Here is a 20,615-nt window from a genome sequence, read left to right as displayed (position 1 = left end):
AGAAAAAATTTATTTTTCAAAAAAAATTAAATTTTCCACGCTTATGGATTGCACAAATTTTCAAAATCTTTTATATTAAATAATAACAGAACTCATTCAAATGTGGATTTTTTTTAACAAAAAAATGAATGAGTATTCATTCAAAATAATGAAGGGGGAGACAATGTTGAACCAACTTATTAAAAAAGCAGCCGTCTTAGGATCTGGAGTAATGGGATCAGGAATTGCGGCACATCTTGCAAATATCGGAATACCAACCCTATTATTGGATATTGTCCCGCGTGAACTTACAAAAGAAGAAGAAGCAAAAGGATTAACTTTAGCTGACCAGCAGGTACGTAATCGTATCGCTGCTGCAAATATTCAAAAATTATTGAAGCAAAAACCTGCACCGCTGACAGCTAAAAAGAATCTTGCTCTTATTGAAGCAGGTAACCTTGAAGACGATTTAGTCAAATTGAAAGACGTTGACTGGGTAATCGAAGTGGTTGTTGAAAACCTAAATGTGAAAAAACAAGTTTTTGAGCAAGTTGACAAATTCCGTAAACCTGGCAGTATCGTAAGCTCAAACACTTCCGGTATTTCAGTGGAAGCGATGGTTGAAGGACGTTCCGACGATTTTAAGAAAAACTTCCTTGGAACACACTTCTTTAACCCGCCGCGTTATCTAAAATTGTTAGAAATGATCCCAACGCAATACACGGACCCAGAAGTCCTCTCTTTCATGAAAACATTTGGTGAGGATGTTTTAGGAAAAGGTGTAGTTGTGGCCAAAGATACGCCTAACTTTATCGGCAACCGCATCGGTACGTACGGCCTCCTTATTACAGTTAGAGAAATGTTAAATGGCGGCTATAGTGTCGGAGAAATCGATTCTATCACTGGACCATTAATTGGACGTGCGAAAAGTGCTACCTTCCGCACCCTTGATGTAGTCGGACTAGATACCTTCTATCATGTGGCAAACAATGTCTACGATAGTGTCCAGGGAGAAGAAAAGGAAGTTTTTGAAGTCCCTGCTTTTATGAAAGCGATGGTTGAAAAAGGCTGGCTTGGAAGCAAATCCGGACAAGGATTCTTTTTGAAAAAAGGAAAAGAAATCTTAGAATTGGATCCAAATACACTGGAGTACGGTCCACGCAAAAAGCTTGCTACACCTTCAGTAGAGCTTGCAAAGCAGGAAAAAGGCACAGGGAATAAATTGAAAGCGCTTGTTTACGCCAATGATCGTGCCGGCCAATTTTTATGGAATACAACAAAACATTCATTAATATACTCAGCACAGCTCTTAGGGGAAATCGCCGATGATATCGTAGCCATCGACCGTGCAATGAAATGGGGCTTCGGCTGGGAAAAGGGTCCTTTTGAAAACTGGGATGCCATCGGTGTCGAAAAATCTGTGCAAAAGATGAAAGAAGAAGGCATTGAAGTTCCAGAATGGGTTACCGAAATGCTTGAAAAGGGTCATACCTCTTTCTATAAGGAAGAAAACGGCGAGCTTTACTTCTATCATAAGGGTGAATACCAGCCAGTGGAGTTCAATCCAAAGGCGATCGACCTTAAGAAAATTAAGAAACAAAAAGGTGTAATCAAAAAGAATGGCGGTGCAAGCTTGATTGATATCGGTGACGGTGTTGCTTTATTAGAATTCCACTCACCAAATAACGCGATCGGACTTGATATCGTACAAATGATTAACTTCGCAATCGACGAAGTGGAGAAAAATTATAAGGGTCTTGTCATCGGGAACCAAGGAAAGAACTTCTGTGTCGGCGCCAACTTGGCAATGATGCTGATGGAAGCCCAGGATGACAATATTCCGGAGCTGGATATGGTCGTGCGACATCTTCATAACGCACTTTTAAAAGTAAAATACAGCTCTAAGCCGGTGGTTGCGGCACCATTTGGCATGACGCTTGGCGGCGGAGCAGAGGTTTGCCTGCCTGCAGCCCACATTCAAGCATCATCTGAAACGTATATGGGACTTGTTGAGGTTGGAGTAGGTTTGCTTCCTGGCGGAGGCGGTAACAAGGAGCTTTATATTAAGCACTTAGAAAGCCTGCCAAATGGCGTACAATTCGACCTGCAAAACGTGGCCAATAAAGTATTTGAAAGCATTGCGACCGCGAAAGTATCTACTTCCGCAGAAGAAGCACGCGAGAATAATTTCTTAAACTTTGCGGATGGAATCAGCATTAATGGTGACCATCTGCTATATGATGCAAAACAAGCCGTACTGGCATTACATGAAAAAGGCTATAAGCCAAGAGTGCGCCGCAAGGTTCCAGTCGTCGGTGAAACCGGTTATGCGACACTTCTGCTTGGTGCTGAAGCCATGCGTTTATCCGGCTTTATTTCCGAGCATGATATGAAAATTGCCAAGAAGATTGCTTATGTCATTGCCGGTGGCAAAGTGCCATTCGGAACAGAAGTCGATGAACAATATCTATTAGATTTAGAAAGAGAAGCATTCTTAAGCTTAATCAGAGAACCAAAAACACAACAGCGTATGCAGCATATGCTTGTGAAGGGAAAACCATTACGCAACTAAACTAATAGATTGAGAGAAAGAGAGGGAACATTCATGAGAGAAGCGGTAATCGTTGCCGGAGCAAGGACACCTGTCGGCAAGTCGAAGAAAGGAACGCTTGCCCAAGTTCGTCCTGATGATTTGGGAGCGTTAGTTGTAAAAGAAACCTTAAAGCGTGCCGGAAATTATGAAGGCAATATAGATGATTTAATCATTGGCTGTGCGATGCCTGAGGCAGAGCAAGGAAATAACATGGCCCGGAATATCGGGGCTTTGGCAGGACTTCCTTACACGGTTCCTGCTATTACAGTCAATCGTTTCTGTTCTTCAGGATTACAGGCGATTGCCTATGCAGCACAGGGAATCATGCTTGGCCATACTGATACAGCCATCGCTGGCGGAGCGGAATCGATGAGTATGATTCCAATGACGGGTCATGTTGTCAGGCCAAATATCAAACTAGCCGAAACAGCTCCACAGTACTATATGGGAATGGGTCATACGGCTGAACAGGTAGCACAAAAGTATGGAATTACACGCGAGGATCAAGACGCCTTTGCGGTTAGGAGTCATCAGCGTGCAGCCAAAGCCATTGCTGAAGGAAAATTCGTTGATGAAATCGTACCAGTGGATGTCACTATTCGCACAGTGGGAAAAGACAATAAGCTGGTAGAAAAAACAATCCAATTTTCACAAGACGAGGGTGTTCGTCCAGATACGAATTTAGAAACACTTGCTAAGCTGCGCCCGGCCTTCTCTGTTACAGGTTCTGTTACAGCTGGCAATGCCTCACAAACAAGTGACGGGGCAGCGGCTGTTATGGTAATGGACCGTGAAAAAGCAGAAGCGCTTGGTCTTAAGCCATTAGCAAAATTCCGTTCGTTCGCTGTCGGTGGTGTTCCGCCGGAAATTATGGGTGTCGGACCTGTAGTAGCGATCCCTAAAGCCCTAAAGTTAGCAGGTTTAGAGATATCAGATATTAATCTATTCGAATTGAACGAAGCCTTTGCTTCGCAATCTCTTCAAGTAATCCGCGAGCTTGGACTTAATGAAGAAAAAGTAAACGTGAATGGCGGGGCAATTGCCCTAGGACATCCGCTAGGCTGTACAGGTGCGAAGTTAACATTGAGCCTTATTCATGAATTAAAGCGCCGCAACGAACAATTTGGTGTTGTAACCATGTGTATCGGCGGCGGAATGGGTGCTGCCGGAGTATTTGAATTATTGTAATCCTGTCATGGGGGGTTCCCGATTATTGCCCCCTCTAAAAATTATTTAGGAGGAATATTAATGACTGAAACTAAAAAAATCGTAAAAGGCGGAAGCTTTTTAATTGAAGATCTATCATATGAGGATATTTTTACACCGGAAGATTTTACAGAAGAGCATTTAATGATTGGGCAGACTGCTGCAGACTTTGTTGAAAAAGAAGTGGCGCCGCAAATCGAGCATTTAGAAAACCATGAATTTGATCGTACCGTTAAGTTATTAAAGAAAATGGGCGATCTTGGCCTTTTAGCGGTAGACGTTCCAGAGGAGTTTGAAGGCTTAGGTTTAGATAAAATTACTTCATCAGTTATTACCGAAAAAATGTCAGGCGCAGGCGGCTTCTCCCTTTCTTATGGTGCGCACGTGGGAATCGGTTCCCTGCCAATCGTGTTATTCGGTAATGACGAGCAAAAGAAAAAATATTTACCTGCCCTTGCTTCAGGTGAAAAAATTGCAGCCTATGCATTGACGGAGCCTGGATCAGGTTCTGATGCATTAGGCGCTAGAACAACGGCTAAATTAAATGCTGCCGGCACTCACTATATCCTGAACGGTGAAAAGCAATGGATCACCAATGCTGGTTTTGCAGATGTTTTCGTTGTTTATGCAAAAATTGACGGTGAACATTTCACGGCCTTCATCGTAGAACGGGATTTCCCTGGCGTTTCAACAGGCGCTGAAGAAAAGAAAATGGGTATTAAGGCTTCCTCTACTCGTACCCTAATTTTAGAAGATGTAGCGGTCCCGGTCGAAAATTTACTTGGTGAATATGGTAAAGGCCATGTTATTGCCTTTAACATTTTAAACATTGGGCGTTACAAGTTAGCTGTCGGCGGCGTCGGCGGTTCCAAAAAGGCATTTGAAATGACCGTAAAGTATGCAAATGGCCGTAAGCAATTTAAAACTCCAATTGCCCAATTTAATTTAACTAAAGAAAAGTTTGGTACTATGGCTTCTAAAATTTATGCGGCTGAAAGCTCCGTTTACCGTACAATCGGTTTGTATGAAAACAACCAAGGCCAGCTTTCGACTGAAGAGGCGAAGGACATTAAAAAGGTTGCAGGTTCTATCGCTGAATACGCAATTGAGTGTTCCGTAAATAAATTCTTTGCTAGTGAAGTGCTTTCTTACGTGGTAGATGAAGGTGTACAAATTCACGGAGGATACGGCTTCATGCAGGAATATCCAATTGAAAGAGCCTACCGTGACGCCCGTATTAACCGTATCTTTGAAGGAACAAACGAAATCAACCGTCTATTGGTGCCAGGCACCTTCTTGAAAAAGGCCTTTAAAGGCGAGCTTCCATTATTCCAAAAAGCAATGGCGCTTCAAGAGGAATTAATGATGTTAATGCCGGAAGAGCCAGGCGATGAGCCGCTTGCACAGGAAAAATATCTGGTGAAAAACGCAAAGAAAATTGGCCTATTAGCAGCAGGCTTAGCTGCGCAAAAATTCGGCAAAGCGCTTGAAACAGAGCAAGAAATCCTCTCTAATATTGCGGATATCACTTCACAAGTTTACGCTATGGAATCAGTTGTTTTACGTACTGAAAAAGCGATTGCAAAGGATGGCTTAGAAAAGAATAAGCAAAAGCTTCTTTACACTCAAATCTTCTGTCAAGAAGCCTTTAATGAAATCGAACAGCATGCGAAAGAAACCCTTGTAGCGGTTGAGCAGGGAGATACACTTCGCATGATGCTTACTTCCCTTCGCAAGTTTACGCGCCACACGCCAATCAACGTGATTGCGAAAAAACGCGAAGTGGCAGATGTAGTAATTGATGCAGAACGTTATGTAGTGTAATTTTTATTCCGGCTCCCTTCCTTTCTAGAGGGGAGCTTTTTATTTAAATATTTTTTTAAAAAGCAGGAAACTCTACAAACGGTGTCGAAATTTATCTTTTGGAAGTGCCATCTATTAGGATTTTGAAGTTGTCTATGATAAAATGCATTTGACTAAAGAGGGTGGTGAAACGGTTGGCATTAACATTTTACTGGTATCCGAAATGCGGAACATGTCGAAATGCAAAGAAGTGGCTGGATGCCCATCAGCTTTCGTATGAAGAAGTACATATTGTAGAAAATCCCCCATCAAGGGAATTGTTGCAAGAGTTTTACCAAAAAAGCGGCTTGGAATTAAAGAAATTTTTTAATACAAGCGGCCAAAAATACCGGGAATTAGGTATGAAAGACCGAATGAAGTCAGCTACAGACGATGAGCTACTAGATTTATTGGCTTCCGATGGGATGTTAATCAAACGCCCTATTTTAACAGATGGTGAACATGTGACCGTTGGTTTTAAGGAAGAAGAGTTTGAGAAAATGTGGCTGAAGTAGTATTAATATGTGAAATCGATTTATTTCGATGATAGATTTTAGAATAATTCAATGGAGGGATTTTGCTAATGAGTACACCAAAAGAATTACGTTATTCTGAAGAACATGAATGGGTAAAAGTAGAAGGAGAAAAAGTGCGCGTCGGGATCACTGACTTTGCGCAGCACGAGTTAGGTGATATTGTTTTCGTAGAGCTTCCTGAAGTGGGCGACGAAGTAAAGGCTGACGAACCATTCGGCAGTGTGGAATCAGTTAAAACTGTTTCTGAACTATACGCACCAGTCAGCGGTAAAGTTGTTGAAGTAAACGAAGATTTAAGTGACAGCCCTGAGTTCGTTAACGAATCACCATATGAAAAAGCATGGATGATCGTAATTGAATTATCCGACAGCAGTGAAATCGACAAGCTTATGACGGCTGAACAATACGAAGAAATGACTAAAGAAGACTAATTTTTAGCTTGAAAGCACCTCATTCAGGTGCTTTTCTTACATTTTCCACTTTTTCTACTACTAAATTTGGGCAGGCTATAATAAAATGTGAAAAAGGCGGAAAAGCATCCATGAGCAAAAACCTATTTTTGAGATGACAATAATGCTATAGTTAACGTACCTAAGAAGCAGGCACACATTGTGAAAAATTTGGAATATGTTATCATAAAACAACTTCTTTTACAGGTGATGGATAATGAATGATACGTATGTTGACAAAGTTCTTATTGTCGAAGGAAAATCGGATAAAAATAAGGTTAAAAGTATCTTAAAGGAACACGTTGAAATCATTTGTACAAATGGAACCATCAGTTTGACAAAATTAGATGAATTGATTGAATTTCTTGAAGATAAGGATGTCTATATCCTTGTGGATGCCGATGAAGCCGGTGAGAAGCTTCGTAAGCAGTTTAAACGGGAATTTCCTCATGCGGAACATTTATATATTGACCGGATGTATCGTGAAGTTGCCACTGCGCCTGTGCATCACCTAGCCACGGTTTTATTAGGAGCGAACATTGACGTTCATACCGAGTATTTAGAAATGAGTTAACTGAAATGAATGAGTGGAATCGAAATGATTTAACCACCTTCCTCGAATCGAAGACAACCGGTCTGGTCTATTTTTATACGCCAATGTGCGGCACCTGCCAGCTGGCCTCTAAAATGCTGTTGGTAGTTGAGGAACTGGTTAAGATAGAAATGGGAAAAATGAATTTAAATTTTTACCCTGATTTAGCGGTAGATTTTACTGTTGAAAGTGTCCCCTGTTTGTTGATCATGCAAAACGGAGTCGTAATGGAGACACTGTATGCTTTTCATTCTGTACCGTTTTTGTTGGATAAAATTAAACAGTATATAAAGTAAAACAGATGCTTTTGGCGGGCATCTGTTTTTTTGTGATATATAAAAAGTGTGCTGCAGGTCATTGTGAAAGAGCCAGAGTGCCCGCGATAAGTAAAAAAGGTCAAGGCGGTCACTGTGAAAGAGTCAGAGTGCCTGTGACAAGGTTGAAAAAGCTTCAGCAGTCACTGTGGAAGGTTCAGAGTGCCCGCGACAGGATAGAAAAAGTAACAGCGGTCACTGTGGAAGGTTCAGAGTGCCCGTGACAAGGTTGAAAAATCTTCAGCAGTCACTGTGGAAGGTTCAGAGTGCCCGTGACAAGGTTAAAAAAGCTTCAGCAGTCACTGTGGAAGGTTCAGAGTGCCCGTGACAGGATAGAAAAAGTAGCAGCGGTCACTGTGGAAGGTTCAGAGTGCCCGTGGCAGGGGTGAAAAACCTTCAGCGGTCACTGTGAAAGGTTCAGAGTGCCCTTGATAGGATAGAAAAAGTAACAGCGGTCACTGTGGAAGAGTCAGAGTGCCTGTGGTAGGCTTAAAAAAGCGAAAGCAGTCACTGTGAAAGCTCCCAAGTGACTGTTACGAGATAGAAAAAGTCAAAACGGTTACTTAGAAATAAGCAAATATCAATTTATTTATTTTAAATTTAAAAAACTATATTCTTTCTTACCAGTAGAAATATAGTTTTCCTTTAAAACCCTTCTAATTGTTTTGATCGACACCCACCCACACCATTCCTGCACAACATTAGTGGTAATTCTCATATCCGGGAACAACAGCTTAATTTCCTCCACACTCCGTAAAACAGCAGTATCAACTGCTTCCTCGCACCCACAATCAATACAAATCAATTTTCCAGTAGCCAATGATACTTTAAAGGAATGGCACGCACAACAAGTTAACCCTTTTCGCAGCATACCGAAATTATAAGCCCGGAGCTTCGCATATGGTGAAACAAATTGATTCAAAGAAACCAGTTTATCTGCGAGAACATTTTGCCGAGAAGATAATTTGGACGGAATACTATTTAATTTCTTCATGAAACTTTTAAACTGAGGTACATAAATAATGGGCTCGCTGGGGGGTGCTTCGTATAGGTAAAACTCGGGGTTAATAAAAACAACGTATCCATTGATCGGTATATTGTAGCCTAAATCATGGAGTAGTTGACTTAATAGGGTTTTGCTGCGATTTAATTATCAAGCGGATTTTGATATACTTTTCCATTTAGAGTTTCTAACCTATCACGTTTAAAAACAAAATTGCCTTGATAATTTTTCACCTCAAAAAGATAGATCGGTTGTTGAAAAATGAGCGCTGAATCAATTTGGAATTTTTTATTACCGGTCTCAAGCTGCAAATCATTTAAAATAAAACTTTGACTTTGCACTTTCTCCGTTAATAAATCAAACTGAACTTTCCCTTCGTAGCCTTTTTCAAGATTCAAATAATGCTGCCTTTCATCCTCCGTCAACTCCATTCTCGTGTTTAAAATCCTAAGAATCAGTAACTCTAGTGACTCTATTCGTGGTTTGTAAGCCATGTTCCACACCCTCTCTTTACTTCAAATTTTATTAAAAAATCACCCATCCTTAACAACATACATTTGAACAATTGATAACAATTCCCCCAATTTCGACACATCACTCCGCAAATCACCGCAATAACTGTCGAGCGTTATTAAAAGGATAATAGCGCCCCATGATGAATATGTATTAGTAAAAGCATGGGACCGGAGTGGTGAAAATGATAGAGGCTTTAAATAATTTTCTAACAAAAGTAAAAGAACAAAGGCATATCCTTCCATTAATAGAAAACGCGGACCTCCGTGTAAACTTAAATACCAATCAACAGTCCATACAACTGGTAATAAAAAATGGAACGATTATTACTCTTCAAAACCAACCTTCCAAATACGAAATTAGCGGCGATATAAATGCAATGACACAACTCCTCGAGGGTAAGCAAAGATTACGAACGCTAAAGCTCAGCATATCAGCACCTTTAAGAACGATCCTGCTGCTCGAATCCCTTTTTTACCTCACAAAAGCACGGGAAGAATTTGCAAAAATAATTTAATCAAAGCTATTGACTCGGAATTAGACATCATGTATGCTGAATTTAGAATATTCTACCAATAAAACAGCCAAATAAAGTAATCTTATCTAGAGTGGCGGAGGGACTGGCCCAATGATGCCCGGCAACCGGTTGGACAACCAAGGTGCTAATTCCAGCGAAGCGGAAAAGGCTTCGGAAGATAAGAAGAGAGACCCCCTCTTCTTATTGAAGAGGGGGTTATTTATTTTAAAAGGAGTGGGAGTAATGGCAGAAAATCAAAAAAAATATCGGTTTGAAACATTAAGTGTTCATGGCGGATTGTCACCAGATCCAGTGACAGGTGCACGCGCGGTCCCAATCTACCAAAACAATGCCTATCAATTTAAAAACACAGAACATGCTGCAAACCTGTTTAGCTTAGCAGAACCAGGTTACATATATACCCGCATTCATAATCCAACCACCACCGTTTTTGAAGAACGGGTCTCCCTGCTAGAAGGAGGTGTTGGTGCTCTGGCAGTCGCCAGCGGAATGGCTGCCATCACACTCGCCATCCTAAATATTGCCGAAGCAGGCGATGAAATTGTGGCCGCTTCTAATCTCTATGGAGGAACCTATAATTTATTTGCAGTTACGCTCCCTAAATACGGGATTAAAGTAAAATTCGTAGATGCGGAAAATCCGGAAAACTTCCGCACGGCTATTACTGAAAAAACAAAAGCAGTCTTTGCTGAAACCATTGGTAATCCAAGCTTGCGCATTCTTGATATTGAAAAAGTAGCAGAAATTGCACACGAGGCCGGAGTCCCATTAATTATTGACAATACGTTTGCAACCCCTTACCTTTGCAGACCAATTGAGCATGGTGCAGATATTGTGGTACATTCCGCAACCAAGTGGCTCCTAGGCAATGGAACCACGACAGGCGGCATCATTGTTGACGGCGGTAAGTTTGATTGGAATTCGCCGAAATTCCCTGGCTTTACTACTCCAGATGCAAGCTATCATGATCTTGTTTATTCAGAGGCACTAGGGGCGGTTGCATATATTATCAAAGCGCGAGTGCAGCTTCTCCGGGATCTTGGACCAGCCTTAAGTCCACAAAATGCTTTCTTATTTGCACTTGGCCTTGAAACACTCCATGTTCGCATGAAAGAGCATGTCGCCAATACAAACCAAGTCGTTGAATATTTGTTAAATCACCCTGCCGTCGAGTGGGTTTCCTATCCAGGGCACAAAACACATCCTGATCACGGCTTAGCCAAAAAATATTTGCCAAAAGGTGCAGGATCTATGGTGATTTTCGGAATTAAAGGTGGAAAAGAAGCTGGAGCGAAGCTAATAGATTCCCTTTCTTTATGGGCACATGTTGCCAATGTTGGGGATGCAAAAAGTTTAATCATTCATCCGGCTAGTACAACACACCAGCAGCTAGATTCTGAAGGACTTAAAGCAGCAGGTGTATCAGAAGATTTAATCCGCCTATCAATCGGTATCGAGAACGTCGAGGATCTGATTGAAGACTTAGAATCAGCGATTGAGGCTGCAACAGGCTTAACTTCGTTAAAGGCAAATGTCTAAAATTTCATAAATTATTTTTTCAAAAATTTCATTGACACACTTTTTTATACGTGTTACGATAACTTTCGTGAAATAACTACTTAATTAATGAACGTGTTAATTGAATATAGGATGCTCTTATCAAGAGAGGTGGAGGGATGTGCCCGATGAAGCCCGGCAACCGTCAATTTATTGAAATGGTGCCAATTCACACAAAGCAATTGCTTTGGGAGATGGGAGAAAGGTTTAAATTAATGATACCTTTCTGCCTGTGCAGAAAGGTTTTTTGTTTTCCTAAAATAGGAATATTTCTATCAAACAATCGAACCCTATAATTAAGTATTAGGTTTTAATTTCAGAATTTTAAGTAAATAGGACAAAAAGTAGGTGAAACGAATCAATGATCTCGATAAAAAATGTCCGGAAAATCTATCCGTCGAAACAGGGGCAGCTAAAAGCAGTCGATGACGTCAACCTGGAAATTAAAGAAGGAGAAATTTTTGGTGTAATTGGATATAGCGGTGCTGGGAAAAGTACTTTAATCCGTATGCTAAACGGCCTTGAGCTGCCAACCGATGGAACCGTAACGGTAGCAGGACGTGTAATCTCAAAAATTAAAGGCAGCGAACTTCGTAAGGCACGACAGGAAATCAGCATGATATTTCAACATTTTAATCTTCTTTGGTCAAGGACAGTCAGCGAAAATATTGCTTTTCCGTTAGAAATAGCAGGGGTTCCAAGCACACAAAGACAAAAAAGAGTTAATGAACTCATTAAGCTCGTTGGCCTTGAAGGCAGAGAAAATGCTTATCCTTCACAGCTAAGCGGCGGGCAAAAGCAGAGGGTCGGAATTGCCAGAGCACTCGCGAATAACCCGAAGGTTTTGCTTTGTGATGAAGCAACCTCCGCGCTCGATCCACAAACAACCGACTCAATCTTGGAATTATTAGTTGATATCAATAAACGGCTGGGCTTAACCATTGTATTGATTACCCATGAGATGCATGTTATTCGTAAAATTTGCCACCGTGTTGCAGTAATGGAAAGCGGAAAAGTAGTTGAGCTTGGCTCAGTACTCGATGTATTTAAAAACCCGCAGCAGCCGATAACAAAACGATTCGTCCAACAAGTGACAGAGCCGGAGGAAACAAAGGATACGGCAGAGCATTTGCTTGAACGTTATCATTCCGGTTTGATTGTCCAACTAACCTTTATTGGGGAATCTGCTGAGCAGCCGGTCATCACAAATTTAATAAGAAATAACAATGTAACAGTAAATATCCTGCAGGGGAAAATATCACAAACGCAAAGCGGTTCATATGGTACGCTGTTCATCCATATCGATGGAGACGAAAAAGAAGTCACGAATGCAGTTGACTTTATCCGTTCTCATCAGGTAGGAGTGGAGGTGGTAGCAAATGATTAAGGAGTATTTTCCAAATGTTGATTGGCTAATTTTGTGGCAAGAAACAAAAAATACATTATATATGACGGGGATCTCTGTTCTTGCAACCTTTATTTTAGGGACCTTGCTTGGCTTAATATTATTTCTTACTTCTAATGGAAACTTATGGGGAAATAAACCGATTAACGCAGTATTCAGTACAATCGTAAATATTTTCCGCTCTATACCATTTATTATCTTAATCGTGTTATTAATTCCGTTAACAACGATATTAGTTGGATCGATGATTGGTGTTAATGCTGCATTGCCTTCATTAATTATTGGTGCTGCTCCGTTTTATGCACGGATGGTGGAAATTGGACTCAGGGAGATTGATAAAGGAGTCATTGAAGCAGCCCGGTCAATGGGGGCAACAACTGGTACGATTATCTGGAAGGTGCTTCTTCCGGAATCAATGCCGGCGCTCATTTCAGGGATTACAGTTACAGCGATTGCCCTTGTCAGTTACACGGCGATGGCGGGAGCGATTGGTGCAGGCGGCTTAGGAAGTCTCGCCTACAACTATGGATACCAGCGAAACCAAAATGATGTAACCTTCATGGCTACAGTCGTCATTTTACTTATTGTGTTTGTGATTCAATTTATTGGTGATTTCATCACTTCAAAATTAGATAAACGATAAAAAGGAGAGGTTAAAATGAAAAAATGGTTAACAGTACTTTTAGCATTAACACTTGCACTTGCGCTGGCCGCTTGCGGTAAATCTGAAGATAAATCAGAAGGTACTAGTGAAAAGGGCAGCAAAACAACAACATTAGTGGTCGGAGCATCTACTGTTCCTCACGCTGAAATTCTTGAAAAAGCAGCACCGCTTTTAAAAGAAAAAGGGATTAACTTAAAAATTACAACATTCACCGACTATGTTTTACCAAACAAAGCCCTTGCTTCGAAAGAACTTGATGCGAACTATTTCCAGCACATCCCTTACCTAGAGTCTCAAAATAAAGAGTTTGGATATAATTTTGTCAATGCTGGCGGAATCCATATCGAGCCAATTGGTATATATTCTAAGAAATACAAAAAGCTAAGCGACCTTCCAAATGGTGCCCACCTAATCATGAGCAACTCTGTAGCAGACCACGGCCGTCTACTTTCATTGCTTGAAAAAGAAGGTCTAATCAAGCTTAAAGAAGGCATTGATAAAACTAAAGCTGAGTTGAAAGACGTTGTTGAAAATCCAAAGAACTTAAAATTTGATGCAAACTATGAAGCAAAATTATTACCTCAAATCTATAAAAATGGCGAAGGCGATGCGGTTCTTATCAACTCAAACTATGCGATTGATGCAGGCCTAAACCCAGTAAAAGATTCCATTGCGATTGAAGATAAAGAATCACCATATGTAAACGTAATTGCGGTTCGTAAAGGTGATGAAAACAAGCCAGCAATTAAAACACTTGTTGAAGTACTTCATTCTAAAGAAATCCAAGATTTCATTCTTGAAAAATACAAAGGTGCCGTTGTACCGGTTTCCGAATAAGTAAATGGGACAAAGCAGGCGATGTGAGCCTGCTTTTTCGTCTAAATTAGGTAGAAACTGATGATACATGAATCAAACTAAATGGGTAAAAATAGAAAAGACTTTCAACCTGAATTCCTTGGCAATTGGTAAAAAAATGAGGTATCATTTTAATCGAGTGTGTTTTACATAATTGGTTAGTTGTCTGAATTTTTTAAAAACCACTCTTTTCATTCTCATTTAGGACATCCTCAATGAAAATAGTCACTTGGTTTTTACTGTTTAAGAGTTGCTAATACATTTCATTTGTTATAAGATTGGAATGAGAATAAAATGAGAATAGAGTTATAGATCTCCTGTGATCTACAAGATACAAAACATTCTTTTCGGAGGTATTATTATGGCTGGATCAACTTTAACTATCAAGGATTTACACGTAGAAATTGATGGGAAAGAAATCTTAAAAGGTGTAAACCTTGAAATAAAAGGTGGAGAAATTCACGCAATTATGGGTCCTAACGGAACAGGTAAATCTACTTTATCTTCCGCCATCATGGGGCACCCAAAATATGAAGTAACAAGCGGCAGCATCACATTAGATGGTCAAAACGTTCTTGAAATGGAAGTAGATGAGCGTGCCCGCGCAGGCCTTTTCCTTGCAATGCAATATCCAAGTGAAATCAACGGCGTAACGAATGCCGATTTTTTACGTTCCGCTCTTAATAGCCGTCTAGGTGAAGGCAATGAGATTTCCCTTATGAAATTCATTCGTAAAATGGATAAGCAAATGGAATTCCTAGAAATGGATTTAGATATGGCTCAGCGCTATTTGAACGAAGGCTTCTCCGGCGGTGAGAAAAAGCGTAACGAGATCCTGCAATTGATGATGCTTGAGCCAAAAATTGCAATCCTGGATGAAATCGACTCAGGTCTTGATATTGACGCTCTTAAGGTTGTATCAAAGGGTGTTAATGAAATGCGCGGCGAAGACTTTGGCTGCTTAATTATTACTCACTATCAACGTCTTTTAAACTATATCACTCCTGACCATGTGCATATTATGATGCAAGGCCGCATTGTTAAATCAGGCGGAGCAGAGCTGGCACAACGCTTAGAAGCAGAAGGATATGACTGGATCAAGAAAGAGCTCGGCATTGAAGATGAAACAGTTGGGCAAGAAGCGTAAGCAGTTAGGAGGATTACAATGACAACAGAAACAAAATTACCATTTGATAAGGGGTTTGTAAGCTCTTTTTCAAAAGAGACCGGCGAACCTGCCTGGTTTGCAGAGCTTCGTCTCAAGGCATTAGACTATTTCGAGGAAGTGCCTATGCCTCGTCCGGATAAAACAAAAATTGATAAGTGGAACTTCACGCAATTTAATCAGCATGTTGTAAAAAGTGCTGCATACACTTCACTAGCTGAACTTCCTGAGGAAGTAAAAGCATTAGTTGAAGAGAATAAGAACTTATACATTCAACGAAACCAGACTCCTGCCTTTTTATCTTTATCAGAAGATCTAAAAGCGAAGGGTGTTATCTTTACCGATATTTTCACTGCTGCAAAGAACCATGGCGACATTTTGAAAAAGTACTATATGACACAGGCAATTAACGCTGATGAGCACCGTTTAACTGCCCTTCACGCTGCGCTTGTGAATGGGGGAGCTTTCTTATACATTCCTAAAAATGTTGAAATCTCTGAACCAATTCAAGCGGTGTATGTACAGGATGATGCCCAAGCGAATCTATTCAATCATGTGATTGTCGTGGCGGATGATAACAGCTCCGTAACTTATGTTGAAAACTATATTTCAACGATTGAAGAATCAAATGCATTAGCCAACATTCTAACCGAAGTCATTGCCAATAGTAATGCGAAGGTTCAATATGGAGCGGTTGATTACCTGGCAAAAGGAATCACTACCTACGTGAACCGCCGCGGTGTTGCCGGCAGAGATGCTCGTATTGAATGGGCGCTTGGTTTAATGAATGAAGGCAATACAATCTCCGAAAATACAACCAACCTGCTAGGTGACGGCGCATATGGCGACACGAAAACAGTTGTGGTTGGACGCGGAGAGCAGACACAAAACTTTACTACTAAGGTCGTACACTTTGGTAAACATACAGAAGGATATATCTTAAAGCACGGCGTAATGAAGGATAGCGCTTCTTCTATTTTCAATGGAATCGGCAAAATTGAACATGGCGCTTCTAAATCAAATGCAGAGCAAGAATCACGTGTACTAATGCTTAGCGAAAAAGCGCGCGGCGATGCCAACCCAATTCTCCTCATTGATGAGGACGATGTAACTGCAGGACATGCAGCCTCAGTTGGCCGAGTTGACCCAATCCAGCTCTATTATTTAATGAGCCGCGGCATTCCGAAAAAAGAAGCAGAACGTTTAGTTATTCATGGCTTCCTTGCTCCAGTTGTTAACCAGCTTCCGATTGAAGGAGTAAAGAAACAGTTAACTGAAGTGATTGAAAGGAAAGTACGCTAATGAATATCGTGGATATTCGCCAACAGTTTCCAATCCTGGATCAAGAAGTTAATGGCAAGCCCTTAGTATATTTGGATAGTTCAGCAACTTCCCAAAAGCCGCTAAAGGTTATTGAAGCCGTTGAAAAATATTATCGTGAAATCAATTCCAATGTCCACCGTGGTGTGCATACACTAGGAACAAGAGCTACTGATGCTTACGAAGGTGCCCGTGAAAAGGTTCGTAAGTTCATCAATGCCAAGTCTACGCAAGAAGTTATTTTTACAAGAGGAACAACAACTTCCATTAACACAGTTGCTGCAAGCTACGCGGCGGCGAACCTGAAGGAAGGCGACGAAATCGTCATTACGTATATGGAGCACCACAGTAATATTATTCCGTGGCAGCAGGTAGCGAGACGGACAGGTGCCCAGCTCAAATACATCCCGCTTCAAGAGGATGGAACGATTTCACTCGAAGATGTACGAGCAACAGTGACACCAAATACGAAAATTGTTTCGGTGATGCAGGTATCCAACGTTCTTGGTGTCATCAATCCAGTCAAAGAAATCGCCCAGATTGCCCATGAGAATGGAGCGGTTATGGTAGTGGATGGTGCGCAAAGCGCTCCGCATATGAAAATTGATGTTCAAGATTTAGATTGTGATTTCTTAGCCTTTTCAGGACACAAAATGTGCGGCCCGACCGGCATTGGTGTTCTTTATGGGAAAAAACATTTGCTTGAAAAAATGGAGCCAATCGAATTTGGCGGCGAAATGATTGATTTCGTTCAATTATACGAATCAACATGGAAAGAGCTGCCGTGGAAGTTCGAGGGAGGCACACCGATTATTGCAGGTGCTGTCGGTCTCGGCGCTGCCATCGATTTTTTAAATGAAGTTGGCTTAGACAATATTGCCGAGCATGAACATAAGCTTGCAGCATATGCTTTAGAAAAAATGTCAACGGTTGAAGGCATGACCATTTATGGTCCGCTTGATCCGGCAAAGCGTGCAGGACTTATAACGTTTAATCTAGCAGACGTTCACCCGCACGATGTGGCGACTGTTTTAGATGCGGAAGGTATTGCCGTTCGCGCCGGACATCATTGTGCCCAGCCGCTGATGAGATGGTTAAAAGCTTCCGCAACTGCTCGTGCAAGTTTCTATTTGTATAATACTGAAGAAGATATTGATAAACTTGTTGAAGGGCTTGTCAAAACAAAGGAGTATTTCAGCGATGTCTTCTAATAATTTAGATACACTGTACCGTCAAGTTATTATGGACCATTATAAAAATCCTCGTAATCGCGGGGTTTTGGAAGATGGCAGCCATACGATAGATATGAACAACCCGACCTGCGGTGATCGCATTCGCTTAACCCTTAAGGTGGTAGATGGGATTGTGGCGGACGCCAAGCAGGAAGGGGAAGGCTGCTCGATCTCGATGTCCTCTGCGTCGATGATGACGCAGGCGATTAAAGGGAAGAAAATTGAGGAAGCCTTAAAGCTGGCGCAGATTTTTTCCGATATGATGCAGGGCAAAGATTACGATGATGACGATATCGATTTAGGCGATATCGAGGCACTTCAAGGTGTTTGCAAATTTCCAGCCCGAATTAAGTGTGCCACACTTGCTTGGAAGGCAATGGAAAAGAGTTTAAAGGAAGAGGAACAACAATAGAACGGCAGGGGTTTTGAGGGCCCCTCTCGTTTATGAATGGAGGACACGATAATGGCAAAAAAAATGCCTGAAATCGGTGATTATAAATATGGTTTTGCCGATAAAGACGTTTCCATATTCCGATCAAAGCGTGGATTGACAAAGGAAATTGTTGAAGAGATTTCAAAGCTTAAGAGTGAGCCGCAATGGATGCTGGACTTCCGTTTGAAATCACTTGAGCATTTTTACAATATGCCAATGCCGCAATGGGGCGGAGATTTGGGTTCTTTAAATTTCGATGAAATTACGTATTACGTAAAACCATCTGAGAAGTCAGAGAAGTCATGGGACGAAGTACCTGAAGAAATTAAAGCAACTTTTGATAAATTGGGTATTCCTGAAGCAGAGCAAAAGTATCTTGCTGGGGTATCTGCACAGTATGAATCAGAGGTTGTTTACCATAACATGAAGGAAGACCTTGAAGAACTAGGAATCGTCTTTAAAGATACGGATTCCGCGCTTAAAGAAAATGAAGACATTTTCCGCGAGCACTGGGCAAAGGTTATTCCGCCAACTGATAATAAGTTTGCGGCATTAAACTCTGCTGTTTGGTCCGGCGGATCATTCATCTATGTACCGCCAGGTGTAAAAGTGGATACGCCGCTTCAAGCGTACTTCCGAATTAACTCTGAAAACATGGGTCAGTTTGAACGTACATTGATCATCGTTGATGAAGGTGCACACGTGCATTATGTTGAGGGATGTACAGCTCCAGTTTATACAACAAATTCGCTTCACAGTGCGGTTGTTGAAATCATTATTAAAAAGGATGCTTACTGCCGTTATACAACGATTCAAAACTGGGCAAATAACGTTTTCAACCTGGTTACAAAGCGTGCGGTTTGTGAAGCAAATGCGACCATGGAATGGATTGATGGTAACATCGGTTCGAAGTTAACCATGAAGTATCCTGCGGTTATTTTAAAAGGTGAAGGCGCCCGCGGTTTGACATTGTCAATTGCCATTGCAGGTAAAGGACAGCATCAGGATGCCGGAGCGAAAATGATTCACTTGGCACCAAATACATCTTCAACGATCGTATCTAAGTCTATTTCTAAGCATGGCGGTAAAGTAACCTACCGTGGTCAGGTTCACTTCGGACGCAAAGCTGACGGTGCACGTGCAAATATTGAGTGCGATACGTTGATTATGGATAACTTGTCAACTTCAGATACAATTCCTTATAACGAAATCTTAAATGACAACATTTCACTTGAGCACGAAGCTAAGGTTTCCAAGGTGTCTGAAGAGCAGCTCTTCTACTTGATGAGCCGCGGTATATCTGAGCAGGAAGCAACTGAAATGATTGTTATGGGCTTCATCGAGCCGTTTACAAAAGAACTGCCAATGGAATACGCCGTTGAGATGAATCGCTTGATCAAGTTCGAAATGGAAGGCTCCATCGGTTAATATTTTTGAAAAAACTACCCGCTTGCCGTGATGGCAAGCGGTTTTTTTAATGCTGAAATGGACATTTGAGCACACTACAATTACCCGCCGCCTTAAAATGGTTATGCTATTATTATGTGGTGGAGGTGAATGAGTTGATTTATATTGGAGTAACCGGATGGGGGGACCATGACAGCTTATATCCTGGTCATATTGCCTCAAGAAATAAATTGAAAGAGTACGCAGGCCATTTTCCAATTGTTGAAGTGGACACTGCCTTTTATGCAATCCAGCCGCAGCGGAACGCACAGAAATGGGTTAATGAAACACCGGAAAGCTTCCAGTTTATCGTCAAGGCCTATCAAGGGATGACCGGGCATTTACGTGGAGAAATCCCTTTTGATACGAAACAGGCAATGTTTAGCGCGTTTAAGGAATCACTCGAGCCATACATAGAACATAATAAACTTGCAATGGTCCTTTTTCAATTTCCACCGTGGTTTGATTGCAAACGGGAAAATGTCGACTATTTACGATGGTGCAAGCAAGAAATGGGAGCAATTCCATGCGCTCTTGAATTCCGGCATCAATCTTGGTTCAAACCAGAATACCTTCAAAAAACATTAGAATTTATGAAGGAAGAAAAATGGATCCATAGCATTTGTGATGAACCGCAGTCCGGGGAAGGATCTGTTCCAACCATTCTTCAATCCACCACTCCTGAAAAAGTACTTGTCAGGTTTCATGGCCGAAATATCCACGGTTGGCAAAAGCGAACCGACGTGGATTGGCGGGAAGTTCGGTTCCTATATCGCTATAACCAACAGGAACTAGAAGAATGGGCTGAATCCATCGCAAAGCTTAAAAATGAATGCAGTGATGTATATCTCCTCTTCAATAATAACTCAGGCGGTGACGCGGCAGATAACGCTAAACAAATGATGGAACTGCTTCAGATTGAATATGAAGGGCTTGCCCCAAGGCAGTTAGATTTATTTTAAAAGTAGAAGGT

At 41.3% G+C, this 20,615-nt stretch carries 20 protein-coding genes and 2 riboswitches; of the genes, 18 read left to right on the top strand and 2 right to left on the bottom strand.

What is annotated here, in order from left to right; genetic code table 11:
* Window positions 1-163 precede the first annotated feature (163 nt).
* From PH210_RS27100 to PH210_RS27070, 7 genes are all read left to right on the top strand, one after another.
* Window positions 164-2,551, top strand: a complete 2,388-nt coding sequence (locus PH210_RS27100) for a 3-hydroxyacyl-CoA dehydrogenase/enoyl-CoA hydratase family protein (RefSeq protein ID WP_289989457.1) — start codon at window positions 164-166, stop codon at window positions 2,549-2,551.
* Window positions 2,552-2,584: 33 nt separating this feature from the next.
* Window positions 2,585-3,760: an acetyl-CoA C-acetyltransferase gene (locus tag PH210_RS27095; RefSeq protein WP_289989456.1), complete on the top strand. Its 1,176-nt coding sequence runs from the start codon at window positions 2,585-2,587 to the stop codon at window positions 3,758-3,760.
* A gap of 60 nt (window positions 3,761-3,820) precedes the next feature.
* Complete coding sequence (locus tag PH210_RS27090) at window positions 3,821-5,602, top strand: acyl-CoA dehydrogenase FadE (protein WP_289989455.1); 1,782 nt, start codon at window positions 3,821-3,823, stop codon at window positions 5,600-5,602.
* 173 nt (window positions 5,603-5,775) lie between these two features.
* Window positions 5,776-6,135, top strand: a complete 360-nt coding sequence (locus PH210_RS27085; RefSeq protein WP_289989454.1) for an arsenate reductase family protein — start codon at window positions 5,776-5,778, stop codon at window positions 6,133-6,135.
* A gap of 68 nt (window positions 6,136-6,203) precedes the next feature.
* Entirely contained in the window at window positions 6,204-6,587 is a 384-nt protein-coding gene (gcvH, locus tag PH210_RS27080; RefSeq protein WP_289989453.1) for a glycine cleavage system protein GcvH, read from the top strand.
* A gap of 235 nt (window positions 6,588-6,822) precedes the next feature.
* Window positions 6,823-7,179, top strand: coding sequence for a toprim domain-containing protein (locus PH210_RS27075; protein WP_289989452.1), 357 nt, complete (start codon window positions 6,823-6,825; stop codon window positions 7,177-7,179).
* Between the two features lie 5 nt (window positions 7,180-7,184).
* Window positions 7,185-7,493 (top strand): thioredoxin family protein, encoded by a 309-nt coding sequence (locus tag PH210_RS27070; protein ID WP_289989451.1) that lies wholly within the window; start codon window positions 7,185-7,187, stop codon window positions 7,491-7,493.
* 607 nt (window positions 7,494-8,100) lie between these two features.
* Here the strand turns inward: PH210_RS27070 and PH210_RS27065 are convergent.
* Both PH210_RS27065 and PH210_RS27060 read right to left on the bottom strand, forming a co-directional pair.
* Window positions 8,101-8,505: a hypothetical protein gene (locus PH210_RS27065; RefSeq protein ID WP_289989450.1), complete on the bottom strand. Its 405-nt coding sequence runs from the start codon at window positions 8,503-8,505 to the stop codon at window positions 8,101-8,103.
* Between the two features lie 152 nt (window positions 8,506-8,657).
* Window positions 8,658-9,008 (bottom strand): nuclease-related domain-containing protein, encoded by a 351-nt coding sequence (locus tag PH210_RS27060; protein ID WP_289989449.1) that lies wholly within the window; start codon window positions 9,006-9,008, stop codon window positions 8,658-8,660.
* Between the two features lie 203 nt (window positions 9,009-9,211).
* Here PH210_RS27060 and PH210_RS27055 point away from each other — a divergent pair, with 203 nt between their 5' ends.
* The 11 genes from PH210_RS27055 (at window position 9,212) to PH210_RS27005 (ending at window position 20,604) form a co-directional block, all read left to right on the top strand.
* Window positions 9,212-9,544 (top strand): hypothetical protein, encoded by a 333-nt coding sequence (locus tag PH210_RS27055; protein WP_289989448.1) that lies wholly within the window; start codon window positions 9,212-9,214, stop codon window positions 9,542-9,544.
* A 79-nt stretch (window positions 9,545-9,623) separates the two neighbouring features.
* Window positions 9,624-9,729, top strand: a riboswitch (SAM riboswitch).
* Window positions 9,730-9,787: 58 nt separating this feature from the next.
* Window positions 9,788-11,104, top strand: a complete 1,317-nt coding sequence (locus PH210_RS27050) for an O-acetylhomoserine aminocarboxypropyltransferase/cysteine synthase family protein (protein WP_289989447.1) — start codon at window positions 9,788-9,790, stop codon at window positions 11,102-11,104.
* Between the two features lie 114 nt (window positions 11,105-11,218).
* Window positions 11,219-11,323: riboswitch (SAM riboswitch) on the top strand.
* 160 nt (window positions 11,324-11,483) lie between these two features.
* Complete coding sequence (locus PH210_RS27045; protein WP_289989446.1) at window positions 11,484-12,509, top strand: methionine ABC transporter ATP-binding protein; 1,026 nt, start codon at window positions 11,484-11,486, stop codon at window positions 12,507-12,509.
* Window positions 12,502-13,170 carry a methionine ABC transporter permease gene (locus tag PH210_RS27040; RefSeq protein WP_223591959.1) on the top strand — a complete coding sequence of 223 codons (669 nt, stop codon included), beginning with the start codon at window positions 12,502-12,504 and terminating at the stop codon, window positions 13,168-13,170. The genes PH210_RS27045 and PH210_RS27040 overlap by 8 nt, the downstream gene beginning before the upstream one ends.
* Window positions 13,171-13,185: 15 nt before the next feature.
* Entirely contained in the window at window positions 13,186-14,028 is an 843-nt protein-coding gene (locus PH210_RS27035) for a MetQ/NlpA family ABC transporter substrate-binding protein (RefSeq protein WP_289989445.1), read from the top strand.
* Window positions 14,029-14,407: 379 nt separating this feature from the next.
* Window positions 14,408-15,193 (top strand): Fe-S cluster assembly ATPase SufC, encoded by a 786-nt coding sequence (gene sufC, locus PH210_RS27030; protein ID WP_289989444.1) that lies wholly within the window; start codon window positions 14,408-14,410, stop codon window positions 15,191-15,193.
* An 18-nt stretch (window positions 15,194-15,211) separates the two neighbouring features.
* The gene (gene sufD, locus PH210_RS27025) at window positions 15,212-16,513 is read left to right on the top strand and encodes a Fe-S cluster assembly protein SufD (protein ID WP_289989443.1); all 1,302 of its coding nucleotides are present in this window, start codon (window positions 15,212-15,214) and stop codon (window positions 16,511-16,513) included.
* Window positions 16,513-17,742 (top strand): cysteine desulfurase, encoded by a 1,230-nt coding sequence (locus PH210_RS27020; RefSeq protein WP_289989442.1) that lies wholly within the window; start codon window positions 16,513-16,515, stop codon window positions 17,740-17,742. The genes sufD and PH210_RS27020 overlap by 1 nt, the downstream gene beginning before the upstream one ends.
* Complete coding sequence (sufU, locus tag PH210_RS27015; RefSeq protein ID WP_289989441.1) at window positions 17,732-18,175, top strand: Fe-S cluster assembly sulfur transfer protein SufU; 444 nt, start codon at window positions 17,732-17,734, stop codon at window positions 18,173-18,175. The genes PH210_RS27020 and sufU overlap by 11 nt, the downstream gene beginning before the upstream one ends.
* A 51-nt stretch (window positions 18,176-18,226) precedes the next feature.
* On the top strand, window positions 18,227-19,624 hold the full coding sequence (gene sufB / locus PH210_RS27010) for a Fe-S cluster assembly protein SufB (protein ID WP_289989439.1): 1,398 nt from the start codon (window positions 18,227-18,229) through the stop codon (window positions 19,622-19,624).
* A gap of 134 nt (window positions 19,625-19,758) precedes the next feature.
* Window positions 19,759-20,604, top strand: a complete 846-nt coding sequence (locus PH210_RS27005) for a DUF72 domain-containing protein (protein ID WP_289989437.1) — start codon at window positions 19,759-19,761, stop codon at window positions 20,602-20,604.
* The last annotated feature ends 11 nt before the right edge of the window (window positions 20,605-20,615 follow it).

Origin of the sequence: Paenibacillus sp. BSR1-1 (genome assembly GCF_030403775.1) — a bacterium.
GTDB lineage: Bacteria > Bacillota > Bacilli > Bacillales > Cytobacillaceae > Neobacillus.
Note: the sequence above shows the minus strand (reverse complement) of the source record. Positions and strands in the feature narration are given on the sequence as shown.